This window comes from Clostridium minihomine, assembly GCF_900240385.1.
In the GTDB taxonomy this organism is placed as follows: Bacteria; Bacillota; Clostridia; order Oscillospirales; family Acutalibacteraceae; genus Faecalispora; species Faecalispora minihomine.
Genome location: NZ_OEQH01000001.1, coordinates 480,820 through 494,456 on the forward strand (window position 1 = coordinate 480,820; position 13,637 = coordinate 494,456).

8 protein-coding genes are annotated in these 13,637 nt (G+C 44.9%); 5 read left to right on the plus strand and 3 right to left on the minus strand.

What is annotated here, in order from left to right; genetic code table 11:
• Positions 1-241 precede the first annotated feature (241 nt).
• From C1A02_RS02270 to C1A02_RS02285, 3 genes are all read left to right on the plus strand, one after another.
• Positions 242-871, plus strand: a complete 630-nt coding sequence (locus C1A02_RS02270; protein WP_101696576.1) for a flavodoxin family protein — start codon at positions 242-244, stop codon at positions 869-871.
• Between the two features lie 371 nt (positions 872-1,242).
• Positions 1,243-2,373 (plus strand): DUF4317 domain-containing protein, encoded by a 1,131-nt coding sequence (locus C1A02_RS02280; RefSeq protein ID WP_101696578.1) that lies wholly within the window; start codon positions 1,243-1,245, stop codon positions 2,371-2,373.
• Positions 2,374-2,776: 403 nt separating this feature from the next.
• On the plus strand, positions 2,777-4,465 hold the full coding sequence (locus C1A02_RS02285) for a CapA family protein (RefSeq protein ID WP_207204867.1): 1,689 nt from the start codon (positions 2,777-2,779) through the stop codon (positions 4,463-4,465).
• 244 nt (positions 4,466-4,709) lie between these two features.
• On the opposite strand, the gene C1A02_RS02290 is transcribed toward C1A02_RS02285, so the two are convergent.
• The gene (locus tag C1A02_RS02290) at positions 4,710-5,144 is read right to left on the minus strand and encodes an Lrp/AsnC family transcriptional regulator (protein WP_101696876.1); all 435 of its coding nucleotides are present in this window, start codon (positions 5,142-5,144) and stop codon (positions 4,710-4,712) included.
• 222 nt (positions 5,145-5,366) lie between these two features.
• On the opposite strand from C1A02_RS02290, the gene C1A02_RS02295 reads away from it, so the two are divergent.
• Positions 5,367-6,308: an agmatinase gene (locus C1A02_RS02295; RefSeq protein WP_101696579.1), complete on the plus strand. Its 942-nt coding sequence runs from the start codon at positions 5,367-5,369 to the stop codon at positions 6,306-6,308.
• A gap of 691 nt (positions 6,309-6,999) precedes the next feature.
• Here the strand turns inward: C1A02_RS02295 and hutI are convergent.
• Together hutI and hutU are read right to left on the minus strand one after the other, a co-directional pair.
• On the minus strand, positions 7,000-8,247 hold the full coding sequence (gene hutI, locus C1A02_RS02305; RefSeq protein WP_101696581.1) for an imidazolonepropionase: 1,248 nt from the start codon (positions 8,245-8,247) through the stop codon (positions 7,000-7,002).
• A gap of 91 nt (positions 8,248-8,338) precedes the next feature.
• Positions 8,339-10,360, minus strand: a complete 2,022-nt coding sequence (hutU, locus tag C1A02_RS02310; protein WP_101696582.1) for a urocanate hydratase — start codon at positions 10,358-10,360, stop codon at positions 8,339-8,341.
• Positions 10,361-10,558: 198 nt separating this feature from the next.
• Here hutU and C1A02_RS02315 point away from each other — a divergent pair, with 198 nt between their 5' ends.
• The gene (locus C1A02_RS02315; protein WP_101696583.1) at positions 10,559-13,570 is read left to right on the plus strand and encodes an AfsR/SARP family transcriptional regulator; all 3,012 of its coding nucleotides are present in this window, start codon (positions 10,559-10,561) and stop codon (positions 13,568-13,570) included.
• Positions 13,571-13,637 lie beyond the last annotated feature (67 nt).

The following is a 13,637-nucleotide window of genomic DNA, read 5'->3' on the forward strand; positions in this document are numbered from 1 at the left end:
GATGCCATCTTTTGAAGAGGGCATGATTGGAATCAAAAGCGTTTGGTGTTACAGTCAAAGGTGCTTGCTTGTCTGTGTGTCCAATGGTAAAATCAAAACGGTAAGTTTTATTGTTTGGGGTCGCAATTTCAAAGAAAAATACCGCGGCAAGGTATCATGAAAGAATATATTCCGGGGTGGAATTCTGAACTTGGTCAATTTTTATGGTTGGATGACCAATATTCTAAGAGGAGAAGATACAATGAAATTCTGCATTTTAATGGGAAGCCCAAGAAAAAAGGGAAACACCTCTTCTCTTTTAAACCCATTTCTGAATGAATTATCTGCCTGTGGAGCGGAGCATGATTTGATCTGGCTCTATGATAAAGAGATTCAGCCGTGCATTGCTTGTCGGGTTTGTCAGGCAGATTGGTCAAAATTCGGCTGTTGGTACAAAGATGATGTTCAAGAGATTTTTGATGCGATTCTTTCTTCGGATGTCATTGTTTTAGCGACTCCGATTTATTCCTGGTACTGTACCCCGCCCATGAAAGCTCTGCTGGATCGTTTGGTTTATGGTATGAATAAATACTATGGAGAAGAAAAAGGCCCTTCCCTTTGGGCCGGAAAACAATTGGCGTTGATCACCACTTGCGGCTATAAGCCGGAAAAGGGAGCAGACTTGTGGGAATTAGGAATACAAAGGTACAGTAAGCATTCTCAGCTTTCTTATGTGGGAATGCTGTCTGAACGGGATCTGGGCTATAAACATATTTTTATGGATAAAGAAAAAGAAGAAAATGCCAAAGCGTTTGCACGAATCCTATGGAATACAGGCAGGAATGAAAAAGAGCCGGAAAACCAAAGGGATAGGGCAATTTTTGAGGAGTGAAATCGACTTCCTTGAAAGCGGACAATAGGCCACTGTCTATTTAGGTATTGGAATTGGCATTTTTGTTTTAATAAAGCGTTTTTCCTGCTGATTCAGATTTGAAAAAGTCAGTCCTTTGCTGTTGATTGGTTGCAAAAGAATTTGAAAAGCCGGAAGTGCTTCCAGTTTTTTTAGTCTGTTTTTATCGAAATTCTTGCAAAAGCCAGCATCCTGTGAGATGATATAGAATATGGTAAAATAAGGCATTTTTATCATAATACAGCACAAATTTACGCTTTGGCATAACTGCGCGGATTGTGTTTTTGGCCGCGGTGCAGAAAGCGTGTCACCTTTGTGCGGATTCAGATTTTAATAATGATGAGAGGTTACTTATGAACGAAAAAGAAGTTTCAGAAATTCGCCGCCGTTTTCGGCCGGAAAAAAGCAATATTACCAGCATACGCGGCTGCTATGTGAATAAAAACAAAGAAATTATTTCGGAATTTAACCAATCGGTTGCCCTGATGCCGGAAGAGGAAAGCGAAAGATTTCTATCCATTTTAAAAAAGACGCTTTCCGGTACGCTTCAAAAGAATTTGATTGGAATAGAATTTACCACAGAGCAAGTGATTGACAGTGAAGAACATAAGCTTTTAATGGCACTTCGCGATTCGTCACTGAAAGAAGAAGGTGCAATACAAGCGTTTTTTCAAAAGGTGATTCAGGCGGTTACCATGGAAGAAAATTATTTGATTCTATTGACTTGTGATACTTATGATGTTCCTTATCGTTCCAAAGACGGACAAAAACAGGACGATGCTTCGTCAGAGGTGTATACCTATGTTCTGTGCAGCATTTGTCCGGTGAAGATGACCAAGCCTGCCTTGAGTTATTATGTGAATGAGAATCTATTCCGCAACTGCACCACAGACTGGATTGTGTCGCCGCCGGAAATGGGATTTTTATTCCCGGCGTTCGATGACCGAAGCGCGAACATATACAACGCCCTTTACTATACCCGGGATATTTCAGAAACTCACAGTGAATTTGTGGATGCTGTGTTTCACAGTGAAGTTCCCATGCCCGCAGCTGAACAAAAAGAGGCATTTCAATCCATTCTGTGCAGTGCACTGGAGGATGAATGTAATTTTGATACGGTACAGGCTGTTCATGAGCAGCTGCAAGGGCTGATTGAAGAGCATAAAGCGAACAAAGAAGAAGAGCCGCTGACTGTTTCGAAAGGACATGTGATGCAAATTCTGAAAGCACAGGGGGTTTCGGAATCGCATTTGGAATGTTTTGAGGAACAGTTTGACGAGCAGTTTGGTTCCGAAACAAATTTGAGTCCGAAAAATATTGTTGATACCAAGCAAACGGTGGTAACGACTTCAGATATTAAAATACAAGTGAATTCCGGCCGTGACGATCTGGTAGAAACCCGCATCATCAACGGGATAAAATACATTCTGATCCGGGTTGAGGATGGGGTGGAAGTCAATGGTGTTCCGGTTCACATTTCTTAATTTGCTTCCGATTTCAATTTTCTTTTTTCTAGCTTGAATTTTTAAAAACTCTTTGATGGATTAAGCACATTCAGATGCTGATTCTCAAAATTTTAATGGGATGCTTCTAATACATCGCTTTTTGAAGAGTAAATTCTTTCTTTTCTGGCAATATTCTTGGATTTTGTTTCTTCTTTATTTCTGTTGTGCGCTATGCTTTGATAACTTCTGTTTTTTCATACATATTCGTGCAATTACAACTATCTTGTTTTAATCCCCTTGAAAAATGGCATTACAAGGCATTTAACGGATGAAGCAAAGATATATATAAGGGGAATGATTCTTAATTCCAAAATTTACTCGTGTGTATTTTTTGATTATTTGCAATGAAGAAGCACGGATTTGACAGAAGGGAAGTTAGTAAATGAATCTTGACAACAAAAGTCTGCTGGAAGATCTGTTGGTGTACTTGACTGGAATGGATGAAGATGCCATTCATACCACTATGGAACCGATTTGGAATGGAACTTGGGCAATGCCGCAAACTGCCTATGAGGAAGAAAAAGAGTTTGCACAGTCTTTGCTGGAATGGGCTCTTCAAATGGACGGGGATGTGTGCAAAGAAGCTTTTGAACCAATTCTGGATGGCGGTTGGGAAGTTGTATGGAATGATGTTGACCCGGGAATGATTTGGAAGCCCGTTCTTCCAGACTTTCCTCATTTTCCGGAGAACGGAACGGATCCCGGTTTCTCTTTTCCACCTTTCCCCGATCCGGAAGATGTTGACAACCGTATGTTAACACGGGCGTTTGTGCTGCTTTGCAGCTATATTTTTTACGATCAGTTTCATTATCCTCAGCCTCAGATTGGCGAGTATAATATTACAGGCAATCCGTTTGAAAAGCTAAAGTGGCTGTACCGTTATTGGTTTAATCAGCTGGAAGTAGCGGAAAAAGACTCTGGTTTGGAGGAATATTTCCGACAACAGAATTTATATTTGTCTGAGGACGATTTCGAGATTACGAACAAAGTTACTTTATCTTCTGCAGGCGATTTGCTGGCGGTGGATGTACTCACACCAGAAAATACCCCATATTTGTTTGACGCAATTAAGGATTTTTATAGCGATGCGGATTTGGTTTGTGCTAATCTGGAATCAACGGTGGATAAATACAGTCCCGTTGGGCGCACACAGGTTAAGGGTCAGCCGGCCAAAATGAACACCTCTGAAGAAATGTTCTGGAAGTTCCGCAACGAGGCGGGAATCAACTATTTCAGTACAGCCAACAACCATGCCATGGACTGGGGAGAACAAGGGGTTCTTGCCACATTGAATGTTTTAAAACAATCAGGGGCTTATTACTCGGGGACTAATGAAAACCAGCAGCAACAGGACGATGTTCTGATTGTTGATAAGAACGGAATCAAAATTGCCATGCTTTCTTATACCTTTGACATTAACGGCAACCAGCTTCCGCCAAACAAAAGTTATCTGGTGAATGAAGTGCGGTTTAACGATCAGTTCTGCAATATCGATATGGTGAAAAGGCATGTGGCCAAGGCGAAGGAAAAGGGTGCGGACATTATTCTGGCGTTTTGCCACTGGGGATGGGAATTTGAGATGTACCCTCACAATAACATCGTAGAAGTGGCACGCGAAATGTTGCAGAGTGGGGTAGATGCCATTTTGGGCAATCATCCTCATGTCAGCCAGCCGATGGAGCGCTATGATTCCAGGCCGGATAGTTATCCGCCTCGCCCAGAAGCGTTGGTGGTGTATGCTTATGGCGATTTTGTGAGTTTTCATCCCGATAGCCGAAATTCGAAAATTGCTTATCTCACCAAATTTGATATTGTAAAAGGGAAATCAAAAGTAACCGGTGAAACAGAAACCCGCTTAGTCGATTTGAAAATGCTGCCCATTTACATTCTGAATGAAAAGCTATCTGATACAAAATATGACTGCCGGATTTTAAAATTTAAAGATGTGTATGAGAACCCCGATGATTATGGGCTGACCGATTTGGAAAAATGGCAGCTGCCCCACTTGAATGATGTGGTGCTCCGTAAAATTTTACTGCCTGAAGACTATTCCGGCATCTTAGTCGAATAACTCAAAAGCCCCTCCAGTATTTAAATACCGGAGGGGCTTTTTGAAAAAAATCTAAGAAATATTGTTTTGTATTCTTTATTTTTGAACCATTTGATTCTTTTCACACAGCATTATCTTCTTGCGAATCAAGAAAGATTGAAACAACCAAGCTGATCTTCTTAAAGAAATCAGCTTGGTTGTGTTTTTTAGACGATTTTTTGTTGTTTGTATGAAATATTCCTTTAAAGAACTTTATTTTTTGCCCTTATTCATATAAAAACGGTTTTTGGTCAAAATAGGTATTCAGAACAATTGCAGTCTGTGACATGCCGAATTTTCGAATGTCGCCCAATTGGCGTTCCAGTTCCTCTGAATCCGCCACATGAATTTTCAGCAAAGCGTTATGAGGCCCAATGATGTGGTGATGTTCCATAATGGCGGGGTTTTCTTCTGCAAAGGTGCAAAAGTTAGTGTAAAGCTCTGGCGGCACATTGATCATGATGTAAGCCGAAAGTTTTTTACCCAAAGCAGCCGGATTTAACTTTGCCCGAAATTCCTCAATCGCGCCGTCTTCACGCAGTTGGGCAATGCGCTCTGAAACAGCAGGCGCGGTCAAGCCCACCTGATAGCCGATTTCACGCATAGTTGTTTTGCAATCCTGCTGCAAAATATTCATAATTTTGATGTCGGTTTGATCCATCGGCAGACTCCTTTTTGACACAACCACATTTTGTAAAGCAAAAGCCGGTTTTTTACGAATATTGTAAATTAAATGGATTATAACACAAAACAGCTTCCATGTACAGATTCCGATGCCGATGCTATAATAAATACACATTCAGCCGGAACCCCAAAAAAGCTCTGGCGACCAACCATTCAGCCGGATTTTTACCCGGCATAACAAGTATCAGGGGGCACATTTATGGAACGCTTAAATCTTCCCATTACGGGCATTTGTTCCTTTGGCAAATATCCAATTTGTACGGATTTGGAAAATTTGGACGCTGACATCGCGGTGTTGGGCGTTCCGGTGGATTTTGCGGTCAGCTATATGAGCGGCGCACGTCTTGCACCGCGTCGCGTCCGTGAGGCTTCTACCCAGTACAGCCGGGGCGATATCGGTTATTATGATTTTGAAAACGATCGGCAATGTCTGGCTGCGCCGCTGAGAATAGTTGATTGCGGTGATGCTGATATTCTTCACGCAGACCCCCAGCATACGTTTGACGCAGTGGTTGCAGGTGTAAAAGGAATTTTGCGCCGCGGAGCGGTTCCCATTGTATTGGGTGGTGATCACTCGATCAGTGCGCCGGTTGGAAAGGCGCTGGAAGAGCTGGGTGAAGAAATTTGCGTGGTGCAAATTGATGCTCACCTGGACTGGTCGGATCACGTTGGCCCGCTGAAATATGGCAACGGCAGCCCGATGCGCCGGATGTCTGAGATGGATCACATTGGCCCAATGGCTCAGATTGGCTTGCGTGGAATCGGCAGCAGCAAAAAGTCTGACTTTGAAGATGCCCGGGCTTATGGCAGTGTGATTATTTCTGCCCGAGAAGCACATGCAATTGGTGTAGAAGGCATTTTGGCGAAAATTCCTGACGCTAAAAATTATTATATTACGGTAGATATTGACGGTTTCGATATTTCTATTGCGCCCGGTGTGGCGTCGCCTTATCCTGGGGGGCTGCTGTTCGATCAGGTGTGTGATATCATCACCGGTGTTGGCAAAAAAGGCCGTATTGTGGCTGCGGATCTGGTGGAGGTTTCCCCGGTATACGATCCATCCGGCAGCACGGTGCGTTTAGGCGCTTTGACCATGCTGCACACCATGGCACAGATTGAAACTCAGATTATGAAGAAATAATCAATGTAAGCGTTTTTAGCAAAAAAATACTTTGTGTTTCATTTGATGGATTATGATAATAAGTTTACCCACAATTCTTTTTTTACAATAGAGAAAAAGCAGCCTGAAATTAATCAGGCTGCTTTTTCTTTTCGGGCATTTCTGAGAACGAAATATCAACGCGTTTTCGCTGCCCCCAAAAACATGTTTCAGAAAAAGTGCAGGAATACCAGATGCATTTCGAGCATTTTTGACGCAGAAACTGTTTTTTACAATAGAAATAAATGGATTAGTTGGAGTTTTCAGAAATGCCCCTGGTTAGCATGAAGCCGGGAGGAGCGCCCGGCCAAAAACATTTGCCCCCATTTGGGCCAAATGGAATGTTGTGAAAGGAGCGGGCAACAAGCTTACTGATGAAAACGGCAGAGGGTTCAGGAATGCCAAAATCAAGAGGAGGCTTGTTGCCCTATGTTAGAAGTCCAGCACAGGTACCAAATGTTTGTGCCAGGGTCATATAAGCATGTTATGTAGCAGAAAGGGGATGGCAGGCCGATTTGCGAGCCGGGCCTGAGTGTAGCAAAACCGTCGGCACGAAATCCGGATGGAGGAAATGCCCTGGAAGGAAGCGAGAGAGGGTGCCACCCCCAGGGGTTATAAAATAAAACCTGCCTGCCATCGATGGATAAGAGAGTTTCCATAAAAGGAAAAGGAGTTATCGTTTCAGTACAATTTCACCGTTTTTCATTACGGTGTCCACCAGATTAATGGCGGTGTGATAGGGCAAAAAGTGAATAGAAGGGTATCTTAAAAAGATGATGTCTGCCTGTTTGCCCGGCTCAATGCTGCCTATTTTATCGGCCCTGTTCACCGCTGCCGCGCCGTTGATGGTCAGCGCAGTAATCACTTCTTCGATGGAAAGGCCCATATAGATACAGGAAAGGGCAATTAAAAGAGGAATCGAGTTGGTAAAGCAGCTGCCCGGGTTCAGGTCGCTGGCAATGGCAACGGCCGCTCCTTCTTCAATCATTCTGCGGGCATTTGCGTATTCCTCTTTCAGAGAGAATGCAGTTGCAGGCAGAGTGGTGCAAATCACACCGGATTTTGCCATGGCGGCAATTCCTGCTTCAGAGCTTTGCAGCAAATGTTCGGCAGAAGTTGCGCCAACCTCGGCGGCCAGTTCGGCGCCGCCCAGTTGTACAATTTCATCTGCATGTATTTTTAGGTGAAAGCCCATTTTTTTGGCTTCATTCAGATAGTAGCGGGAGTCTTCGATAGAAAACACATTCTTTTCCGTAAAAATATCTGCGAACTCGGCCAAGTTTTCTTCTTTGACGATGGGCATAACTTCACGCAGCATCATTTCGATGAACTCGCGTTCCTTGCCTTTGTATTCCGGCAATACGCTGTGCGGCCCCATAAAAGTGGAAACAACGTCTACGGGATGAGAAGCGTTCAGTTCTTTCATGGCCCGCAGTTGTTTTAATTCGGTTTCTTTATCCAAGCCATAACCGCTTTTGCCTTCCACGGTTGTTACGCCGAATTCCAGCATTCTGTCCATTCTGTCGCGGCCGGCTTCCACCAGTTCTTCCAAAGAAGCGGCGCGGGTTTTGCTGACAGAGGCGTTTATTCCGCCGCCGCGTTCCATGATAGACATATAGCTGTCGCCCCGCAGCCGCCACGAAAATTCATCCGCGCGGTAACCGCCGAACACAAAATGGGTATGGCAATCCACAAAGCCCGGCATAACGGTTTTGCCTGTGGCATCAATGATTTCGCAATCTGCGCCGTCATATTTTTGTTTGAGTTCTTCAGTGGTGCCCACGGCAATAATTTTGTCACCATCGATCAACACTGCTCCGTCATGAATGATGCCAATTTCAGACATCTCTTTGCCATGCTTTGGTGCTTTTCCGGCGCAAGTAACTAACTCCGCCGCATGGCAAATTAACTTTTTGCTCATAGCAAATCCTCCATTATGGTACCACAGGCGCAATGCGCCATTGTGGTATCTTTTAATTGGCGAAGCTGAAATAATAGCGGCTTCGCTGTGATTATTTCACGATTTTGTGATAGGTTTTTTCGATTAGTTCGTCAGACGCAATATAGGGCATCGTAATATAATCCTGTCCATCGCGAGTCTGGTTGTATTCCGCCACGGTGTCGATGGAATGCTCGCAGCGTGCCCAGCTTCTTCTGGCAACACCGATCATCGTGTCCCAGGGAATCGAAGCCATCAAAATTTCATCCACACGTTTGCTGCCGTCCAGCACCATGCCAAAGCCGCCATTGATGGATTTGCTGATGCCCACGCCGCCGCCGTTGTGCAGTGCCACCAAACTCATGCCGCGTGCCGCATTGCCGGCGTAGCAGTGAATCGCCATGTCGGCGGTCACATTGCTGCCGTCATAAATGTTTGAGGTTTCACGATAGGGGGAATCGGTTCCGCCGGTGTCGTGATGGTCACGGCCCAGCATAACCGGCCCGATTTCTCCATTGCGAACCATCTCGTTGAATTTCAGTGCGATGTCACGGCGGCCCAAAGCATCCTGATACAGAATGCGGCACTGGGTGCCAACCACCAGACTGTTCTTTTCTGCGTCGCGAATCCAGATATAATTGTCACGATCCTGACCGCGGCGGTTGGGGTCAATCACTTCCATAGCGGCATGATCGGTCTTGCGCAGGTCTTCCGGTTTGCGGGACAGGCAGCACCAACGGAACGGGCCATACCCATAATCAAACAGCATCGGCCCCATAATATCTTCCACATAAGAGGGGAAAACAAAGCCTTCGCTTGTGTCAACACCATTTTTAGCAATGTCTTTTGCGCCGGCATCAAACACAGCCTTCATAAAGGCGTTGCCATAATCAAAGAAGTAAGAGCCGCGTTCTACCAGGGTTTTTACTAAATGATAGTGCTTCGTCAGCGATTCGTCAACCCGCTTGCAGAAACCATCTTTATCATTTTCCAGCATTTCGGTTCTCTGATCAAAGGTCAGTCCCTGAGGGCAATAGCCGCCGTCATAGGGAACGTGGCAAGAGGTCTGGTCAGAAAGCAGATCAATATGGACGTTATGGTCCACAGCGTATTGCAGCAGGTCCACAATGTTGCCGTGATAGGCAATCGAGAGGACTTCTTTCTTTTCTTGCGCTTCTTTGGCCCAAGCAAAAGCATCTTCTATTTTTTCAGCTACTTTGCCGACCCATCCCTGACTGTGGCGTGTTTCGATGCGGGAAGCATCCACTTCGGCGACAATTCCGACACCGCCGGCAATTTCCACTGCTTTGGGCTGTGCACCGCTCATGCCGCCCAAACCGGAAGTGACAAACAAACGGCCGTGCAGATCTTCATTCTCGGGAATTCCCAGCACTTTGCGTCCCGCATTGAGCAATGTGTTAAAGGTGCCGTGTACAATGCCCTGCGGGCCAATATACATCCAGCCGCCGGCGGTCATCTGGCCATAGCTGGAACAGCCCATGGCGGTTGCTTTTGCCCAGTCGTGGGGGTTATCGAACATGCCTATCATCAAACCATTTGTAATAATAGTACGGGGGCTGGTTTTGTGAGATTTAAATAGGCCCATTGGGTGACCGGACATCATGACCAAAGTTTGCTCGTCTGTCAAGATTTCCAAATATTTTTTAATCAGCTGATATTGCATCCAGTTCTGGCACACCTGGCCGGTTTCCCCGTAAGTAACCAATTCATAGGGGTAAAGTGCCACCTCGTGATCCAGATTGTTGTCAATCATAACCTGAAAGGCTTTGCCTTCGACGCAGTTGCCTTTGTATTCCTCAATGGGCTTTCCGTAAATTCGCTCTTTCGGCATAAAACGGTAACCATAGATGCGGCCATGGGTCATCAGTTCTTCTAAAAATTCCGGTGCAAGCTGTTCGTGCAGTTCCTCTGGAATATATCGCAGCGCATTTTTGAGTGCAAGCTTAATTTCCCGCTCGTTCAGGGTTAGTTCGCGTTTTGGAGCACGACGCACCCCTTCTTTGAACGAAGGATATTCCGGCAGAACAGGATCAAGTTTTACAGTCATCGCATTACCAATATCAAAATTATTCATTTTTATAAATACCTCCTTTACAACTAGATAGTATCACAGCAATGTCTAAATAACGTCTATAATACATATGATAAATTATTGAAATTTAAAATTTCTAGATGCTTTTCAAAAAAATTCTTGTTATAATAGGGATAAAGCTATCTATGTGATTTCATTATAACGTTTTTTGTCCACCGTATGCGAAAGAGAGGTTCCCCAATGTCGAAAATTTCTTTCAAGCTATTACAAACTCCAAGAGTTTTATTAGACGATCAGCCGGTTCTTCTTCCTTTTAAGAAAGCAGAAGCGCTGCTTTATTGCCTGGCTCTGAAAAAGACAATATCACGCGAGCAGGCCGCCAACCTGCTTTGGGACACAGACGATTCGCAGGTTGCGAAGAAAAATCTGCGGCACACGTTATATACCATTAAAAAAGCATTCGATCTGGAACTGATTGTTTCCCCCAAAAAACATCTGCTGACGCTGAATCCTGAACTGGAATATGAAATCGATTATGATGAATTCATGAAAAACCATGATTTTTCTTTGAGTGACGGCGAACTGATGCAGGGATTCAGCCTGAAAAATGCCGATTCCTTTGAAAATTGGCTGGACATGGAACGCACCGAGCTAAAAGAATATTATCTGCGCCAGCTATATGACTGCATGATTGAAAGTTCAAAAGGAGACGTAACGGAAACCGAATCTCTGTTTGCCAAATACATAAAAAAAGATCCGCTGGATGAACGTGTTTATCAGCTGATGATGGAATGTTACCAAAGAAACGGTTTATATTACAAGGGCATTAAGGTGTATCAGAACATCAGCAAACTGCTGAATACCGAGCTGCGCATTGCCCCGTGTGCAGAACTGAGCCAGCTGCACCGGGAACTGCTGAGCGCTTGGACAGAATCCAGTTCGGACGAGCCGGAACCCACGCCGTCGAATATCATTGGGCGCAAAGAGGAAATGCAGTATTTAATGAAAAACTATCGTTCCTTTTTGCTTGGAACACCCACAGCGCTTTTGCTGGTTGGCGACAACGGAGTGGGAAAAACACATCTGGTCAATCATTTCTTTGACAGCATCGGAGAGGACTCTTGCATTGTGCTGAAAACGATTTGTTTTCAGGCGGAACGCGATTTTATTTTGCAGCCTTGGAACACGATTATGCTGCAGCTGGATCAATACATACGAAGTCACGATGTGACGTTACCTGCACACTGCACCACCTATATCAATAGTTTGTTCCCATTGTTCGGCAACCATACACTGTCGGCTCAAGTTCCGGAAGACGTAATGATTTCTTATAACTACCGCACCACCCGGAACAGTGTTCTAAAACTGTTTTCGCTTCTTGGCGAAGAAACCCCCATTATTTTGTTTTTTGATAATATTCAGTTTATGGATCACCTGAGTTTGGAACTGTTGTCTTTGATTATTCGGGAACGAAACCCCAATATTATGTGCATCTGCACCTGCCTGGATGTGCAGCCGCCCTATCTGCAAAAACAAATCAATTCGCTGCTGCGCGAAAAGTTTTTAAGTCAGCTTTTGATTTCACCCTTTACTCAGCAGGACGTGGCCGATATTATTGCGGATCGTTTGGGGCCGGATGCGCTCAATGATCAGATTATCCGCCACATTTATCAGGATTCGGAAGGAAACGGGTTTTTTCTGGATTTATTGCTCAGCTATCTGACTTGTGATTCGGCGTCTTCTCAAAAGACGCTTTCGAACCCCCAGGATATTCTGCTGGCACGTCTGGAAGAGCTTTCAACCGATGCCCGGCAATTGCTGGACACCATTTCGGTTTGCCCGGAATCCATTACGCTGGATATTGTAGAATATTTCTTTAACCGCAATACGCTGGAGATCATTGAGTTAATGGATGATTTAAAGCAGCACAGCCTGATTCGTGAAAAGGTAGCGGACGGGCAGATTCGGTTCCAGTTCCGCCATGCGAAAATGCAGGATTTTGTGCATTCCCAGCTTTCGCCTTCCAAACGGCGGCTGCTGCACGCCCGTGTGGCAAATTATTATGAGCAGGCTACAGATTTGCTGCACAACAACACATGGTATCAAAGAGTGATTTATCATTATGCGCAGGCCGGCAATGATGCCAAGGTACTGCAATATAAAGTGCTGAGTCTGGCGGATTATTCCCGGTATAATTACGAGCTGTATCCGGTTCTTCAGCCCCAAAAGGATTCTGCGCTGGAAGCACCCAAGCAGCTTTTAAAGTATTTTGATGAACTGAAAGCAGAATTGATTCGTTTGTATAACTACCAGCCCAATGTGATTGATTTTGCAGAACTGGAAACACGGCTGTATCTGGTGGTTGGAAAATACTGCATTTCTCAGGGGCGGTATAAAGAAGGGCTGGATGCCATTCGGCTGAGCCTGACACACATTGATTATCTGGAACAGCATCCGCAAGTGTATATCTCTTGCCTGCGTCAGCTCACCTTTTATGGAATTCAGACTTGGAACCCGGAACTAATGCGCGAGAATATTGAAAAATGCATGGCCATCGCAAAAGAAAATCGGCTCAGCACCGATTATGCCACCGAATGCCGGCTTTACGGTTTGTATCTTTCAATGTGCGGCCGGTATGAAGAAAGCCGCGAACAGCTGCATCAAGCGATTGGTTTGTTTGAATCCGCTGCACTGGACGGGCAGAATTATGTGCTGAATCTGGCGGCCTGCTATAACTATTTGGGAGAAGTGGAGCGCAAACAGCAAAATTTTGAAGAGTCGCTCACTTTCTACTGCCGTGCGCTAGAGGTTTGCAGTGACCGAAAATACCCCAAGAACCCCACTTTTTATTCCAATCAGGCCCGGGCACTTCTGGCTTTGGGCAGAATCAAGCAGGCTTCCGAACAGTTTTTTACCGCGAATAAGCTATATGATGCTTCTAATATTTTGGTTGGGCGCGCTATCACAAAATCTTATTGCAGCCTGATTTATGCGGCAGGCAACCATTTGTGTGATGCCAAGCGTCTGCTCACAGAAGCAGAAAAAACAGCCTATACCATTCGTTCCCCCATGTCGCTGGGAATTTTAGAACGCAACAAAGCTATCTTGCTTCAATCTTTTCCGGAGGAGTTTGCCGAAATTATCACAGTGGATTTTGACACCTGCCGTGCTCAATCCGAGAAACACTTTGCGGGATTGCCGGGTGCATATGAATCCCAAATGCCGTTTGAACTGCCGAACCTTAGCAGATAAACGGAAAAAAGACGCCAGAGTGGTATAATGGCCAAAATCCATACCGGCCTGCCGGTCGGTACACAAT